The organism is Streptomyces sp. NPDC090025, assembly GCF_044748125.1.
Classification (GTDB): Bacteria; Actinomycetota; Actinomycetes; order Streptomycetales; family Streptomycetaceae; genus Streptomyces.
The window spans coordinates 176,882-191,527 of sequence record NZ_JBIVFL010000015.1; the positions used below are offsets into that span (position 1 = coordinate 176,882).

The 14,646-nt window shown below is 72.8% G+C and carries 15 protein-coding genes and 1 pseudogene; 8 read left to right on the forward strand and 8 right to left on the reverse strand.

Going from position 1 to position 14,646, the window contains the following annotated elements:
- Nucleotides 1-23: 23 nt before the first annotated feature.
- On the forward strand, nt 24-827 hold the full coding sequence (locus tag ACIPXM_RS28980; RefSeq protein WP_401661333.1) for a TVP38/TMEM64 family protein: 804 nt from the start codon (nt 24-26) through the stop codon (nt 825-827).
- Nucleotides 828-914: 87 nt separating this feature from the next.
- On the opposite strand, the gene ACIPXM_RS28985 is transcribed toward ACIPXM_RS28980, so the two are convergent.
- Nucleotides 915-2,084 (reverse strand): thiolase family protein, encoded by a 1,170-nt coding sequence (locus ACIPXM_RS28985; RefSeq protein WP_401661336.1) that lies wholly within the window; start codon nt 2,082-2,084, stop codon nt 915-917.
- Nucleotides 2,085-2,215: 131 nt separating this feature from the next.
- On the opposite strand from ACIPXM_RS28985, the gene ACIPXM_RS28990 reads away from it, so the two are divergent.
- The 5 genes and pseudogenes from ACIPXM_RS28990 to lnt all read left to right on the forward strand — a co-directional run bounded on the left by ACIPXM_RS28990 (nt 2,216) and on the right by lnt (nt 6,555).
- The gene (locus ACIPXM_RS28990) at nt 2,216-2,677 is read left to right on the forward strand and encodes a winged helix-turn-helix transcriptional regulator (protein ID WP_401661338.1); all 462 of its coding nucleotides are present in this window, start codon (nt 2,216-2,218) and stop codon (nt 2,675-2,677) included.
- A 133-nt stretch (nt 2,678-2,810) separates the two neighbouring features.
- Nucleotides 2,811-3,683 (forward strand): undecaprenyl-diphosphate phosphatase, encoded by an 873-nt coding sequence (locus ACIPXM_RS28995; protein ID WP_401661341.1) that lies wholly within the window; start codon nt 2,811-2,813, stop codon nt 3,681-3,683.
- 194 nt (nt 3,684-3,877) lie between these two features.
- Nucleotides 3,878-4,069: a hypothetical protein gene (locus ACIPXM_RS29000; protein ID WP_401661343.1), complete on the forward strand. Its 192-nt coding sequence runs from the start codon at nt 3,878-3,880 to the stop codon at nt 4,067-4,069.
- A 175-nt stretch (nt 4,070-4,244) separates the two neighbouring features.
- Nucleotides 4,245-4,682 carry a nuclear transport factor 2 family protein gene (locus ACIPXM_RS29005; RefSeq protein ID WP_401661345.1) on the forward strand — a complete coding sequence of 146 codons (438 nt, stop codon included), beginning with the start codon at nt 4,245-4,247 and terminating at the stop codon, nt 4,680-4,682.
- 52 nt (nt 4,683-4,734) lie between these two features.
- Nucleotides 4,735-6,555, forward strand: a pseudogene (lnt, locus tag ACIPXM_RS29010) (apolipoprotein N-acyltransferase).
- On the opposite strand, the gene ACIPXM_RS29015 reads toward lnt, so the two are convergent.
- On the reverse strand, nt 6,482-7,384 hold the full coding sequence (locus ACIPXM_RS29015) for a Gfo/Idh/MocA family protein (protein WP_401661347.1): 903 nt from the start codon (nt 7,382-7,384) through the stop codon (nt 6,482-6,484). The pseudogene lnt and the gene ACIPXM_RS29015 overlap by 74 nt on opposite strands.
- 281 nt (nt 7,385-7,665) lie before the next feature.
- Between ACIPXM_RS29015 and ACIPXM_RS29020 the strand changes: the two genes are divergently transcribed.
- Both ACIPXM_RS29020 and ACIPXM_RS29025 read left to right on the forward strand, forming a co-directional pair.
- A complete protein-coding gene (locus ACIPXM_RS29020) occupies nt 7,666-8,220 on the forward strand; it encodes a DinB family protein (protein ID WP_401661350.1) in 555 nt (184 codons plus the stop codon).
- Between the two features lie 153 nt (nt 8,221-8,373).
- Nucleotides 8,374-8,841 (forward strand): hypothetical protein, encoded by a 468-nt coding sequence (locus ACIPXM_RS29025; protein WP_401661352.1) that lies wholly within the window; start codon nt 8,374-8,376, stop codon nt 8,839-8,841.
- A gap of 47 nt (nt 8,842-8,888) precedes the next feature.
- Here ACIPXM_RS29025 and ACIPXM_RS29030 read toward each other — a convergent pair whose 3' ends face one another.
- From ACIPXM_RS29030 to ACIPXM_RS29055, 6 genes are all read right to left on the reverse strand, one after another.
- The gene (locus ACIPXM_RS29030; RefSeq protein ID WP_401661355.1) at nt 8,889-9,368 is read right to left on the reverse strand and encodes a hypothetical protein; all 480 of its coding nucleotides are present in this window, start codon (nt 9,366-9,368) and stop codon (nt 8,889-8,891) included.
- Between the two features lie 127 nt (nt 9,369-9,495).
- The gene (gene ung / locus ACIPXM_RS29035; protein ID WP_401661358.1) at nt 9,496-10,179 is read right to left on the reverse strand and encodes a uracil-DNA glycosylase; all 684 of its coding nucleotides are present in this window, start codon (nt 10,177-10,179) and stop codon (nt 9,496-9,498) included.
- Nucleotides 10,180-10,374: 195 nt separating this feature from the next.
- Complete coding sequence (locus ACIPXM_RS29040) at nt 10,375-11,952, reverse strand: ABC transporter substrate-binding protein (protein WP_401661361.1); 1,578 nt, start codon at nt 11,950-11,952, stop codon at nt 10,375-10,377.
- A gap of 148 nt (nt 11,953-12,100) precedes the next feature.
- On the reverse strand, nt 12,101-12,919 hold the full coding sequence (locus ACIPXM_RS29045) for an SDR family oxidoreductase (protein ID WP_401661451.1): 819 nt from the start codon (nt 12,917-12,919) through the stop codon (nt 12,101-12,103).
- A gap of 40 nt (nt 12,920-12,959) precedes the next feature.
- Nucleotides 12,960-13,721 (reverse strand): 3-oxoacyl-ACP reductase FabG, encoded by a 762-nt coding sequence (gene fabG / locus ACIPXM_RS29050; RefSeq protein WP_401661364.1) that lies wholly within the window; start codon nt 13,719-13,721, stop codon nt 12,960-12,962.
- Nucleotides 13,722-13,934: 213 nt separating this feature from the next.
- Nucleotides 13,935-14,633, reverse strand: a complete 699-nt coding sequence (locus ACIPXM_RS29055) for a hypothetical protein (RefSeq protein WP_401661366.1) — start codon at nt 14,631-14,633, stop codon at nt 13,935-13,937.
- Nucleotides 14,634-14,646 lie beyond the last annotated feature (13 nt).

Consider the following 14,646-nt stretch of genomic DNA (forward strand, 5'->3'; position numbering starts at 1 on the left):
CCCGGGTCGGTTACTCTCCCCGGGTGTTCGAGCCCGTGTCCGTCCGCCGCTCCCGAGGGCTCCTTTCGCCCAAGGCCCGGCTGACGTATCTCGCTGTGATCCTGGTCGCCGCCGGCGTCTGCGTGCTGCTCTTCGAGCCACAACGGCTGCTCGCGGCGGGCTGGCCGCCGCAGCTGAGCGGCGCGGGCGCGATGATCGTCTTCGGTGTGGCGTACGGGGTGTGCACCGCGGCCCTGGTGCCGCGGCCGATCCTCAACCTGGCGGCGGGCGCCCTGTTCGGCGCCCCCTGGGGCATCGCGGTCTCGCTCGGCGGCACCATCGTGGGCGCGGCGCTGTCCTTCCTGCTCGGGCGGGCGCTCGGGCAGGACGCGCTGCGCCCGTACGTGCGGGGCCGCTGGCTGAAGGCGGCGGACGGTCAGCTGACCCGGCACGGGTTCCGCTCGATGCTGGCGATCCGGCTGTTCCCCGGGATGCCGTTCCAACTGGCGAACTACGCGGCCGCGGTCTCCCGGATGAAGCTGTTCCCGTTCCTGCTCGCCACCGGGCTCGGTTCGGTGCCGAACACGGCGGCGTACGTGATCGCGGGCAGCGAGGCCACCTCGCCCACCTCCCCCGCCTTCCTCATCGCCACCGGCTTCATCGTCCTGTCGGCGGCCGTCGCCGCCGTGGTGGCCTGGCGCAAGCGGCACCGGATCAGCGCGCACGCGGACCGCTCGGCGCGCGAGCACGAGGCGGCGGAGACGGCGACCGTCACGGGGGCCGAGGCGGAGGCGGCGGCCACGGTGGTGCCGCCCGCACCCGCCGCGACGGGCTCCCCCGCCCCGTAGCCCGTCCGCCCGGTGGCACGTCCCACGCCGGGCAGGGTCGCCCGCCGCATGGGCTCATGGGCTCATGGGCTCATGGGCTCATGGCCGCTACAGCGCCTCGACGATCATCGCGTTGGCCAGGCCGCCCGCCTCGCACATGGCCTGCAGGCCGTACCGCGCGCCCCGCTCGCGCAGCGCGTGCACCAGGGTGGTGGTGAGCCGTGTGCCACTGGCGCCGAGCGGGTGGCCGAGGGCGATCGCGCCGCCGTGCACATTGACCTTGGCCGGGTCGGCGCCGGTCTCCTGCTGCCAGCCGAGGACGACGCTGGCGAACGCCTCGTTGATCTCGAACAGGTCGATCTCGTCGAGCCGGAGTCCGGCGTTCCGCAGCACCTTCTCGGTGGCCGGGATCACCCCGGTGAGCATGAGGACCGGGTCCGAGCCGGTGACGGCGAAGGAGTGCAGCCGGGCGAGCGGGCGCAGCCCGAGGGCGCGGGCGGTGTCGGCGGCCATGATCAGGACGGCCGAGGCGCCGTCGTTGACGGGGCTGCTGTTGCCCGCGGTGACCGACCACTCGATCTGCGGGAAGCGCTCGGCGAAGCCGGGGTCCTCGAAGGCGGGCCGCAGCCCGGCCAGGATCTCCGGGGTGGTCGTGGGCCGCACCGACTCGTCGCGGCGCACCTCGCCGTACGGGACCACCTGGGCGTCGAAGAGTCCGGCCTGCCAGGCCCGCGCGGCCCGGGCGTGCGAGGCGGCGGCGAACTCGTCCATGGCGGTGCGGCCGATCGACCACTTGGCGGCGATCAGCTCGGCGCTGATGCCCTGCGGGACCAGGCCCTCCGGGTAGCGGGCGGCGACGCCGGGGCCGAAGGGGTCGGCGCCCGGCGGCACGTTGGACCACATCGGAACCCGGCTCATCGACTCGACCCCGCAGGCCACGACGATGTCGTAGGCGCCGGAGCGGACGCCCTGGGCGGCGAAGTGAACGGCCTGCTGCGAGGAGCCGCACTGCCGGTCGACGGTGGTGGCGGGGACGGTCTCGGGCAGGCCCGCGCCCAGCCAGGCGTAGCGGGTGGTGTTCATGGCCTGCTCGCCGACCTGGTCGACGGTGCCGCCGATGACGTCGTCGACGAGGGCGGGGTCGATCCCGGTCCGGTCGATCAGGGCGCGCAGGGTGTGGGAGAGCAGGGCGACCGGGTGGACGTCGGCGAGGGCGCCGCCGGGCTTGCCCTTCCCGATCGGCGTACGGACGGCTTCGACGATGACGGCGTCGCGCATGGCATGTCTCCTGTGGGCAGATCCCGCGGGCGGACGACTGAGTTGGAAAACTGGACCAACACCTGCCAGTAACATAGCCCTGTCGGTTGGATTTTCAAACCCTCCCCGGGAGGCTGGCCTAGGCTGACCCCATGAAGGCCGCGCCCCGCCCCTGCTCGATCGCCGACACCCTCGCCCTGGTCGGCGAGAAGTACTCGCTGCTCGTGCTGCGCGAGATCTCGCTCGGTGTCCACCGTTTCGACCGCATCGCCCGCAACACCGGCGCCCCCCGTGACATCCTCACGGCGCGCCTGAAGCGCCTGGTCGAGGCCGGGATCCTGGAGAAGGTCGCGTACAGCGAGCGCCCGCCACGCCACGAGTACCGCGCGACGGCGGCCGGCGAGGAGCTCGGCCCGGTCCTGACCACCCTGATGGCCTGGGGTGACCGGCACCTCAACCCGGGCCGGCCGCCGGTGGTGCTCGAACACAGCTGCGGCGAAGTGCTCAGCCCGCGGGTCATCTGCGCGTCCTGCGGCGACGAGGCCGATCACACCACGCTCAAGGCCCATGTCACGGCGCCCGGTTGGAGCACGACGGGCCCCTCCGGGCAGTGAGCGGCCCGGCCCCCGGCGGACGGCCTTCGACCGGCCGCCGCCCGGCCCCGGCGGAACGCTGTGTCACCCGGGGACGGTACGCTGCGCAGCGACCTTGTGACCGCACACGTACATTCGGGACGGCCCTGACTCCATGAGTTGGTTCGAATCATTCATCCTCGGACTCGTCCAGGGGCTTACCGAGTTCCTCCCCATCTCGTCCAGCGCGCATCTGCGGCTGACCGCCGCGTTCGCGGGCTGGCACGACCCGGGCGCCGCGTTCACGGCGATCACCCAGATCGGCACCGAGGCCGCCGTCCTGATCTACTTCCGCAAGGACATCGTGCGGATCGTCTCGGCCTGGTTCCGCTCGCTCTTCGACAAGTCGCTGCGCTCGGACCACGACGCCCAGATGGGCTGGCTGGTCATCGTCGGCTCGATCCCGATCGGCGTCCTCGGCGTGACCTTCAAGGACCAGATCGAGGGCCCCTTCCGCGATCTCCGCCTGATCGCCACCACCCTGATCGTGATGGGCATCGTGCTCGGCATCGCCGACCGCCTCGCCGCCCGCGACGAGATCGGCGGCAAGCACCGCGCGGTCCGCGAGCGCAAGTCGCTCAAGGAGCTCGGCATCCGTGACGGCCTGATCTACGGCGTCTGCCAGGCGATGGCCCTGATCCCGGGCGTCTCCCGGTCCGGCGCCACCATCTCCGGCGGTCTGCTGATGGGCTACACCCGCGAGGCCGCCGCCCGCTACTCCTTCCTGCTCGCCATCCCGGCGGTGCTCGCCTCCGGCGTCTTCGAGCTGAAGGACGCGGGCGAGGGCCATGTCTCCTGGGGGCCGACGATCTTCGCGACGATCATCGCGTTCGTGGTGGGCTACGCGGTCATCGCCTGGTTCATGAAGTTCATCACCACCAAGTCCTTCATGCCGTTCGTGATCTACCGGATCCTGCTCGGCATCGTGCTCTTCGCCCTGGTCGCGGCGGGCGTCCTCAGCCCGCACGCGGGCGAGTCGGCTGGCTGACCCCGCCACGACACACACACGCGCGCGAAGCGGCGGATGACGCGGAAGGGCCCGCACGGCTGAGAGAAGCCGTGCGGGCCCTTCCGTACATCCGGACGGAGCAGGGGACGGGTCGTCCAGGACTCGCGTCCGCTCGCGTACGGCCCCCGGACACGCCGGGCGGCGGCGCGTCCTACGCCTCGATGCGCTCCACCTTGTCCACCAGGAAGAGGAAGGACAGGGCGCCGCTCGTGGACGTCCTGATCGCCTCCGACGACGAGCTCCCGCTGTGCCTGCCCCCGGACGGCCCCGGGGCCCATGACGATCCCAGGGGCGCGGCGGAGGGCGCCCCGACCCGCGCGGAACTGGGCCTCCTGTCGGCCCCCGCGGGCACGGTGGTCCGCTGACCCCGGCCCGGTCCCCGCGCCGTCCCACGCGCCCCTGAAGGCGCCCGCCTCCCCGTGGCGGGCGCCTTCAGGGGCACAGGGCCGCCCACGTACCCGCCGCGCACGCTCGCGCGCCGGTCACGTTCGTGCGCGCACGCCCCTTGGCCCCGTAGGTCCGCTGCCCGACACTGATCCGATGACGCAGCGCGTGGATCTCGCGACGGTGATGGACCGGCTCGCCATCGACGACCTGGTCACCGGCTACGCCGTGGCCGTGGACGACTCCGACTGGACCGCGTACCGGGCGCTGTTCACCCGGGACGGGCGGGCCGACTACTCGGGCTCGGGCGGTATCGAGGGGCCCGCCGCCGAGGTCGCCGACTGGCTGGCCGAGACGATGAAGCTGTTCCCGGTCCGCCAGCACCTGATCGTCAACCGCCGGATCAGCCTCCAGGACCTCGGCGGCTACCCCGGCGACACCGCGACCGTGCGGGCCGACTATCTGAACCCGATGCGCTTCGCGTCGGGCGAGGACTTCGTGTGCGGCGGGCGCTACACCTTCGCGCTGCGCCGTACGGACGGCGGCTGGCGGCTCCGTTCGGTGGTCGTCGAGGAGAAGTGGCGCCGTATGTGAGGCCGGGCCGTGGTGGCGCGCGCAGACTGGAGGCGACACCTGGAGGCAGGGCATGCGGATGCCGTATTCCCATCGGTCGGCGACCGGGAGCGTCGGGCCGATGGCTTCTCCGGCCGACGGGACCGGCGGGACCGATGAGACCGGCGGGACCGGCGGAACCGACTCGGCGGCGGTACGGGCCGGGAGCGGCGCCCGGGGCGAACAGCGCCGTGGCCGGGGCGGCCGCGGCCGGGGGCTCGCCCGCTCGGCGCTCGCGCTGCTGCTCGGGGCCCTGCCCGCGCTCGCCTTCCCGGCCCCGGGGCTCTGGTGGTGGGCGTATCTCGCACTCGTGCCCTGGCTGCTCCTGATCCGGTCCGCACCCGACCAGCGGCGGGCCGGTCTGGACGGCTGGTGCGGGGGCGCCGGGTTCGTCATCGCCGTGCACCACTGGCTGCTGCCGAGCCTGCATGTGTTCCTGCTGGTTCTGGCAGGACTTCTGGGGCTGTTGTGGCTGCCGTGGGGGCGACTCGTCCGGGCGTTCCTCGGCGGGAGGCCGTCGGCGCGGCGGGCGGCGGCCGGACTTCTCGTGGTGCCGTCCGGCTGGCTGCTCATCGAACTGGTCCGTTCCTGGCAGGGCCTCGGCGGCCCGTGGGGCCTGCTCGGCGCCAGCCAGTGGCAGGTGCCCGCCGCGCTGCGGCTCGCCTCGGTGGGCGGGGTGTGGCTGCTGACGCTGCTCGTGGTGGCCGTGAACACGGCGCTCGCGCTGGTGCTCGCCATGGCACCGGCCCGCCGCCTCGCGGCGGCCGGGGCGACCGGAGTGGCCGGGTTGCTCGTCTGCGCGCTGCTCGTCGGCCTCGGCTGGTGGGTCGGCGCCCCGCCGCCGCGCACCGGGACAGTGCGGATCGCGGTGGTCCAGCCGGGCGTGTACGACGGTCCCGGGGGCGCCGACCGGCGGTTCGCCCGGGGCGAGGAGCTGACCAGGGCGCTCGCCGGGCAGCGGCTCGACCTGGTGGTGTGGGGCGAGAGCAGCGTCGGCGCCGACCTCGGCTCGCGGCCCGATCTGGCGGCCCGGCTCACCACCCTCGCGCGGGGCGTGGACGCGCCGCTCCTGGTGAACGTGGACGCCCGCCGTTCCGACCGGCCCGGCATCTTCAAAAGCGCGATCCTGATCGGCCGGGACGGACCGACCGGCGCGCGGTACGACAAGATGCGGCTCGTGCCGCTCGGCGAGTACGTCCCGGCCCGCGCGGTGCTCGGCTGGGCGACCTCGGTGGGCAAGGCGGCGGGCGAGGACCGGCGGCGCGGCACGGCCCCGGTGGTGATGGCGCTGCCCGACGCCCCTGGCCCCGGGCCCGCCGGGCTGCGGATCGGTCCGCTGATCTGCTTCGAGACCGCGTTCCCCGACATGAGCGGGCGGCTCGCCGACGACGGCGCGGACGTGCTGGTCGCGCAGTCGTCGACCTCGACCTTCCAGCACAGCTGGGCCCCCGCCCAGCACGCCTCGCTGGGCGCGCTGCGGGCCGCCGAGTCGGGGCGGCCGATGGTGCACGCGACGCTGACCGGGATCAGCGCCGCGTACGGGCCGGACGGCCGCCGCGTCGGCCCGGTGCTCGGCACCGACCGCAGCGCCACCGCCGTCTACGAACTGCCGCTGGCCCGCGCGCGCTCGCCGTACGACCGGCTCGGCGACTGGCCGTTGTACGGCGCGTGCGCGACGGTCGTCGTCGCCTGCCTGGCGGCGGGCGTCCTGCGCGGCCACCGCGACGGGCCGCCGTGGCGGCGCCGGGACGGCTGACCGGCCCGGCGCGGCCCCGCGCGCCTCATGCCTGGGCCAGCACCTCGCGGACCACGTGCTCGCACAGCTCATGGGTCACCAGCGCGTCGCGCGCGCTGAGCGTGCGGCCCTCGCGGACCGCGTCGAGGAACGCCACGACGGCCTGCTCGATGCCACGCTGCCGGGCCACCGGCACCCAGTCGCCGCGCCGCCGGAGGGTCGGCTGGCCCTTGTGGTCGACGACCTCGGCGAGGTTGATGACCTGGCGCTTGGTGTCCTGCCCCGAGACCTCCAGGATCTCCTCGGTGGACCCGTTCAGACGGTTCATCATGCCGATGGCGGTGAAGCCGTCGCCGGAGAGCTGGAGCACCACGTGCTCGAGCAGTCCGTCGCGCACCCGGGCGCGTACATCGGTGTGGTCGACCTCGCCGGGCAGCAGGAAGCGCAGGGTGTCCACGACGTGGATGAAGTCGTCGAGGACGAAGGTGCGCGGGTCCTCGGGGAGTCCGACCCGGTTCTTCTGCAGCAGGATCAGTTCGCGCGGGTGGTCGGCGCACTGGGCGTAGCCGGGCGCGAGCCGCCGGTTGAAGCCGACGGCGAGGCTGACGGACCGCTTCTCGGCCAGCTCCACCAGCCGCTCGGACTCGGCGTACTCATAGGACAGCGGCTTGTCGACATAGGTGGGCACCCCGGCGTCGAGCAGCCGGGTGGTGATCTCCGCGTGCGCGGACGTCGGGGCGTGCACGAAGGCGGCGTCGAGGCCGGTGGCGAGCAGCGAGTCGAGGTCGCGGTGGCGGCGCTCGGCGGGCACGTGGAAGGTGGCGCCGACCTCGTCGAGGGTGGCGGGGGTGCGGGTCTGGAGGTGGAGTTCGACCCCGGGCAGGGTGGACAGGACGGGCAGATACGCCTTGCGCGCGATGTCGCCGAGTCCGATGCAGCCGACCTTCACGGGGTGCTCCTTGTCTTCGTCATGCTCGTCGTGCCGTTGTCGTGCCGTTGTCGTGCCAATGCCATGCCGTTGTGGTGCCGGGGAGTTGCCCGGGAACTGTCCGGGAACCGACTGCGGGACGGCCGCATCCTGCCTGCGTACGCCCGCCCCCAGCCCTGTACGGGCCGTGGCGCCGGTCAGCTTACGCGTCCGTCCGCACGTCCGTCCGGCGGCGGCTCGGCGGCGGTTCGGCAGCCGCCTTCACGTCAATTCGCTGGCAGACGGGCTGCCGGTGGGTCAGGATGCGGCCCATGACTGCCGAGAGCACCGCATCGCACCCTGTCTCCTCCCGTGTCTCCCGTGTCGAGCCGGGCACCGTCACCGCCGAGCGCGCCGCCCTTGAGGAGTGGCTGGATTACCACCGCGCCACCCTGGAGACGAAGTGCGCGGGCCTCGACGAGGCCCAGCTGCGCACGGTCTCCGTCCCGCCGTCCGACCTCAATCTGCTCGGCCTGGTCCGGCACATGGCCGAGGTGGAGCGGGGCTGGTTCCGCAAGGTCCTGGCCGGCGAGGACGTGACCTGGATCTTCGCCACCGCCGAGGACTACGACCGGGACATCCACGTCACCGAGGAGGACACCTGGGAGGAGGCGTACACCGCGTGGCAGGGTGAGATCGCCCGGGCCAGGACGCTGGCGGCCGACCGCGGGCTCGACGACATCGGGGTCGGCGAGCACCGCAGCGGTGACACCTTCAACCTGCGCTGGATCTACCTCCACATGATCGAGGAGTACGCCCGGCACAACGGCCACGCGGATCTGATCCGGGAGCGGATCGACGGCGCGACCGGCGACTGAGCACCGGCCGGTGCCCGCGAGCCCGGAGCAGGTGCGGCTGACCGCCGGCCGCCCCCGCGGCGCGGTCAGCGCGGACCGGGATGATCACTCGTGCGGGGCATTCCCCGCGAGTAGGGGCGCGGCCCGGGTGATCAGGACAGCAGAGTGGCGCGGGTGCATGGAACCCGAACCACAGTGACGCTGCTCGCCGGGGTGGCGATGGCCGCCCTCTCGGGCTGCGTCGCGGTCGACTCGCCGCCCGCCGCGCCGTCGACCGCCCCGAGCCGCACGACCGCCCCCGAGGGCCAGGACGTGGCCCCGCAGATCGTGCCGGGGCCCGCCAGGGAGGCCCTGGAGGCGGCGCTGCCCGATCCCCCGGAACCCGGACCGCGCGCGGACACCGCACGGCGTCCGGCGGGTCCCGCGGCCGCCCCGGTGTCCCGGCCGCGCCGCGCGGAGCGGCTGGACCCCTCCCCCGTACCGGAGGAACACCGGCCGTCCGCCCGGCCGCCCGCCGTGCCCCTGGGGGTGCCCCGGGTGCCGCGCGACCGGTCCGAGGTGTGCGCGCTCGGCCAGGCGTACGGGGGCTGGGCGCCGGACAGCCCGCAGGCGAAGCTCTGCCGGGGAACGTACGGGCCCTGAGGGCGCGGCCGGACCACCTGGCAAGCCGGCCGGAGCCATCCGGCGGGCTACCGCTCGGGGTGGGCGCGCAGCCGCAGCTCCAGGCGGCCGATGGCGGCGCGCACCCCGTTGCCGTAGCCGTCGTCGTCCAGTGTCTCGGCGGCGGCGCGGGCCCGGTCCAGATGGATCCGGGCCGCGTCGGGCTGGGCCAGCTTCACGTAGTCGGCGGCCAGGTTGAGGTGCAGTGACGGGTAGAGCGCGCGGAGCGCCGCCGCCGAGTCGTGCCGGGCCAGCCGGTCCTCGTCGAGCCCCTCGGCGGCGGTCAGCGCCCGCAGGTCCCAGGCCAGCTCGACGTCCGGGTCGTCCTGGGCGTCGGCCATGTAGTGGGCGAGGGTGCAGCGGTGCAGCGGGTCGCCGTCCGGGCCGAGCTCGATCCAGAGGGTCGTGAAGCGGTTGCGGGCCTCCTCGCGGTCGCCGCCGTGGAGCAGCATCGTCGCCTGCCCGATCCTGGTCATGACGGCGTCGTCCGACACCTGCTGCCCGGTCATACGGCCTCCACGCGGTGGCTGCCGTCCCGGGTCGGCGCGCTGCCGCGCCCGCCCGGGGACGGCAGCACTTGGGTACGGCACTGCCGGATCCGACGCTATCCGGCGCCGCGCCGGATCCGGGCGAGGCTCAGCCGAGGTCCGGCACGCGCCAGTCGATCGGCTCGTGGCCCTGGGCGGCGACGGCCGCGTCGATCTGGGTGAAGGGATGCGAGCCGAAGAACTTCTTCGCGGACAGCGGCGAGGGGTGGGCGCCCTTCACCACCACGTGCCGGGTCTCGTCGATGAGCGGCAGCTTCTTCTGGGCGTAGTTGCCCCAGAGGACGAAGACGGCCGGGTCGGGCCGGTCGGCGACGGCCTTGATGACGGCGTCGGTGAACTTCTCCCAGCCCTTGCCCTTGTGCGAGTTCGCCTCGCCGGCCCGGACCGTGAGCACCGCGTTGAGCAGCAGCACGCCCTGCTCGGCCCACGGCATCAGATAACCGTTGTCGGGGATGGGGTGGCCGAGCTCGGCCTGCATCTCCTTGTAGATGTTGCGCAGTGACGGCGGGGTCTTCACCCCGGGCCGGACGGAGAAGCACAGGCCGTGGCCCTGGCCCTCGCCGTGGTACGGGTCCTGGCCGAGGACCAGGACCTTGACCCGGTCGAAGGGGGTGGCGGCGAGGGCGGCGAACACCTCGTCGCGCGGCGGGTAGACCGGCCCGTTGGCCCGCTCCTCCTCGACGAACTCGGTGAGCTGCTTGAAGTAGGGCTTCTCCAGCTCGTCGCCGAGGACGCCGCGCCAGGACTCGGGCAGCATGTCGGTGTCGGTCACGTCAACAACCTCCGTGGGCTTGCTTGTCACTCCGGGAACGAACCTACCGGTGCCCACTGACAACGCCCTCCGCCGCCCGTCCCGCGGCCCGCTCCGGCCGCTCGTGCCGCCGCCCGCGACCGCCGTCGGAGGCGGTCGCGGGCGGTCGGCGGGCAGTCGGTCGGTCGTGCGGGGCCGTGCGCGGTCGGTCGGTCGTCACCAGCTGGTGCGGCGGCCCAGCTCCCACATCTGCATGACGGTCTGCGGGTCGAGCGCCCGCTCGCCGCCCGCGATGTCCTCGCTCGCGGCGACGTACAGCTTGCCCTGCCACAGCGGCAGCAGCCGGACGTCGCGGACCATGATCTCCTGCGCCTCGTTGAACTCGTCCATGACGGCGGCGCGGTCGCTCTCGCGGCGCGACTTGGGGATCAGCTGGTCGGAGATCCGGGGGCTGACGTAGGGGGTGCTGAGGACGTTGTCCTCGCCGACGAAGGGCGCGATGAAGTTGTCGGCGTCGGGGAAGTCGGGGAACCAGCCGCGGCCGAACACCGGGTACTGGCCCTTCTGGTAGCCCGGCTGGAACTCCTTCCACGGCTTGCCGTGCAGGGTGATCTCGAACAGGCCGGACGCCTCCAGCTGCCGCTTGAGCTCGACGAACTCGGGCCCGGTGGAGGAGCCGTAGCGGTCGGTGGTGTACCAGAAGTCCATCTTCACCGGCTCGGTGATGCCTGCGTCGCGCAGGATGCGCTTGGCCTTGGCGGGGTCGGGCGAGCCGAAGCGGTCGAAGAACTTGGTGGTGTGCCCGGCGATGCCCTTGGGGACCATGGAGTACAGCGGTTCCGCGGTGCCCTGGTAGACGGTGTTGACGAGCGCGTCACGGTCGACGAGCTGGGCGATGGCCCGGCGGACCGGCAGCTTGGCGGCCGTCGGGTCCTCGGCGTTGAAGACCAGGTAGCGGATGTCGGCGCCGGTCGACTCGACCAGCTGCAGGCCGCTGTTCTCGGGCTTGTCGGCCTGGAGCTCGACGACCTCGGCGGCGGTCAGGCCGCGGTACGTGGCGTCGATCTCCTTCTTCTTGAGCGCGGCCACCATGGGCTCGGACTCCTTGAAGTACCGGATGGTGACGCCGCCGTTCTTGCGGTCGGCGAAGCCCTTGTAACCGGCGTTGCGGGTGAGCTCGGCCTTCTCGCCCTCGGCGTAGGAGTCCAGGACGTACGGTCCCGAGCCGACGAGCTTGCCGTCCTTGCGGAGCTTGTCCGCCGGGTACTCGGCCGGGTCGACGATCGACATGGCCGGGGTGGCGAGGATGAACGGGAAGGTCGCGTCGGGCCGGTTCAGCCGGAAGACCACGGTCTGCGGGTCGATCACGTCGATCTTTTCGAGCGACTTGAGCATGCCGTTCGGGCCGCCGTCGACATTGATCGTGCGAATGCGGTCGATCGAGTACTTCACCGCGGCCGCGTCCAGCTTGTGGCCGTTGGAGAAGGTCAGACCGTCGTGGATGGTGCATTCGTAGACGCGGCTCGACGTCCCCTTGAAGGCGCAGTCGGCGGCGTCCGGCTTGGGGATCGTCGTTCCGGTGGGAAAGGCCACGAGCGTCTGGAACACATTCCGGAAAAGCTCCCAGGAATTGTCCCAGGCCGCCGCCGGATCGAGGGTCGTGGGAGAACTCGTCGTCCCCACGACGATTCTCTGGTCCGCTGCCGATTCACCGTCCGAAAACACACTGCATCCGGACAGGAGGGATATGGACACAAGGGCTGCAGCGGCCTGCAGACTGGTCCGGTTGAACACGTGCACGCTCCTCGTTCAGCCTGGGGTCGGCCGACCATACCGCAGCGCCCTGCCAGGTCAATCTTCCGCCCTGGCAGGGCACTTGAGGCATTCGATCCGCAACCGGGGCCAAACCGGTCAAGAATTCAGGAAGGTGTCCGGATATCGGTCACCCGACACCGGCGTTCAGGAAAATGCCGCCGTCGACGACCAGAGTCTGGCCCGTGATCCAATCCGACTGGGGCGAGGTGAGGAAGGCGGCGGCGCCGCCGATGTCCTCGGGCTCGCCGAGCCTGCCGAGCGGGTACGGGGCGGCCGCCTCGGCCTCCCGGCCCTCGTACAGGGCGGCGGCGAATTTCGTCTTCACGACGGCCGGGGCGATGGCGTTGACCCGTACCGAGGGTGCGAATTCATGGGCGAGCTGGATGGTCAGATTGATCATCGCCGCCTTGCTCATGCCGTACGCGCCGATGAACGGCGAGGCGGAGAGCCCGGCGATCGAGGCGATGTTCACGATCGCCCCGCCGTGCTCCTTCTGCCAGACCCGGTAGGTGTGCTGGGCGAAGCCGAGGGCGGAGACCACATTGGTCTCGAAGACCTTGCGGGCGACACCGAGGTCCAGCTCGGCGATCGGCCCGAACACCGGGTTGGTGCCCGCGTTGTTGACCAGGAAGTCGACCCGGCCGAAGGCCGCCATGGTGGCCTCGACCGCGGCGGCCTGGTGGGCCTCGTCGTGGGCCTTGCCGGGGACCGCGATCACCCGGTCGGCGCCCAGGCGCTCCACGGCCTCCTTGAGGGCCTCCTCGCCGCGTCCGGTGATGCAGACCCGGTCGCCGCGGGCCACCAGGGCCTCGGCGACGCCGTAGCCGATGCCCCGGCTGGCGCCGGTGACCAGGGCGACCTTGCCCGAGAGCTCGGGCAGCTCCTTCGGGCCGCGCCCGTCGCCGTCGCCGCTCACGTGCTCGCCACCCTTGTGCTCGCTGCTCATGCGCTCGCTGCTCATCTGCTCGTTCCTCCCGCGCCGCGCGTCAGTTGAGCGGGCCGCCGGCCACGTACATGACCTGGCCGGAGATGAATCCGGCGGCGTCGCCGGTGAAGAAGGCGATCGCGTGGGCGACGTCCTCGGGGCGGCCGACCCGCTGCACCGGGATCATCGACGCGGCGGCGGCCTGGAACTCCTCGAAGCCCATGCCGACCCGCTCGGCGGTCTGCGCGGTCATCTCGGTGACGATGAAGCCGGGGGCGACGGCGTTGGCGGTGACGCCGAACTTGCCGAGCTCCTTGGCGAGGGTCTTGGTGAGGCCCTGCAGACCGGCCTTGACGGCGGAGTAGTTGGCCTGGCCGCGGTTGCCGAGCGCCGAGGAGGAGGACAGCGACACGATCCGGCCGAAGCCCGCGTCCACCATGTGCTTCTGGCACGCCTTGCTCATCAGGAACGCGCCCTTGAGGTGCACGTTCATCACGGTGTCCCAGTCCGACTCGGACATCTTGAAGAGCAGGTTGTCGCGGAGCACGCCCGCGTTGTTCACCAGGATGGTGGGCGCGCCGAGCTCGGCGGCGATCCGCGCGACGGCGGCCTCCACCTGGGCGCTGTCGGAGACGTCGCAGCCGACGGCGAGCGCGGTGCCGCCCGCCGCGGTGATCGCCTCGACGGTGTCCTTGCAGGCCGCCTCGTCGAGGTCGAGCACGGCGACGGCACGGCCCTCGGCCGCGAGCCGGATCGCGGTGGCGGCGCCGATGCCCCGCGCCGCACCGGTGACGACGGCTACCCGCTGCTCGGTGGTGGACATGCTTGTTCTCCTCGCCCTTGGAACGTCCCTGGATACGGTCCCTACCCAGCGGGCGGCCCGTTCCCCCGGAATCCCTCGACCCGGAGATGAGCGACCGCTTAGTATCACCCGCAGACGAGACGCTAGAAGCCCTGGCACCCGGTGTCAACGGCCCACCGGGTGCACCGGATCACGCGCCGCGCGCCTTGACGTGCGGGGGCAGCCCTCGCGGGGTCACCGGCCCGCGGCGGTGTCACGGGGGTCGTTCGCCGTGATCCACTCGACGAAGGACGCCACCTGGTCCTCGACGGGCTCACCCGGGGCGAGCGGGAGGAGGTGCCACCGGCCGCTGTCGCCCGCGCCGGACGGGCCGACGGCGAAGTGCATGACGACCGCGGCGGACGCGCCGCGCTCACGGACCTGGACGCCGTTCACGTAGGGCGTGCAGCCCCACCGCTCGTACCAGCCGTTCTCGGCCGTCCGCCGGGCCAGCAGCCGGGCCGCCGTGTCCACCGGCTCCTCCCAGTCGTGGTCGGCGGCGGACCGGGCCAGCTCGGCGTCGTACCGCACGGCGTCGAAGCGGACCTCGGCCGGGAGGGCGGCCCGGACGTCATGGGTGTTCTCCCAGTCGACCCACTCGACGTGGGGGCCCCGCCGCCGGACGGTCACGAACACGCCGCCGCAGCAGCCCGGGTCGCAGTCGTTGTTGGACAGCACGACCCGGCGGGGCTCCTCGGCGGCCCACAGCGGCCAGCTCTCCGGCGGCCCGAACCACAGGTACTGGTAACTGCTCGACCTGCCGCCCGGATGCGCCCGCGCCAGCACGTCCCGCCCGTCGACCAGCGGCCGTACGGCGGCCGACGGCCAGGTGTCGGCCGCGTCGGGCAGGACGGTCCTGAGGTCGAGACGGCTGACGGGCGTTTCCTGGTCCATGTCCGCATGATCC

Coding starts and splice junctions, on each gene's coding strand:
- ACIPXM_RS28985 (WP_401661336.1), bottom strand. CDS start 2,084: ATGCGCGACGCCGTCATCGTCGAAGCCGTCCGTACGCCGATCGGGAAG.
- ACIPXM_RS28990 (WP_401661338.1), top strand. CDS start 2,216: ATGAAGGCCGCGCCCCGCCCCTGCTCGATCGCCGACACCCTCGCCCTG.
- ACIPXM_RS28995 (WP_401661341.1), top strand. CDS start 2,811: ATGAGTTGGTTCGAATCATTCATCCTCGGACTCGTCCAGGGGCTTACC.
- ACIPXM_RS29005 (WP_401661345.1), top strand. CDS start 4,245: ATGACGCAGCGCGTGGATCTCGCGACGGTGATGGACCGGCTCGCCATC.
- ACIPXM_RS29020 (WP_401661350.1), top strand. CDS start 7,666: ATGCGGCCCATGACTGCCGAGAGCACCGCATCGCACCCTGTCTCCTCC.
- ACIPXM_RS29030 (WP_401661355.1), bottom strand. CDS start 9,368: ATGACCGGGCAGCAGGTGTCGGACGACGCCGTCATGACCAGGATCGGG.
- ACIPXM_RS29045 (WP_401661451.1), bottom strand. CDS start 12,919: ATGAGCAGCGAGCACAAGGGTGGCGAGCACGTGAGCGGCGACGGCGAC.
- fabG (WP_401661364.1), bottom strand. CDS start 13,721: ATGTCCACCACCGAGCAGCGGGTAGCCGTCGTCACCGGTGCGGCGCGG.
- ACIPXM_RS29055 (WP_401661366.1), bottom strand. CDS start 14,633: ATGGACCAGGAAACGCCCGTCAGCCGTCTCGACCTCAGGACCGTCCTG.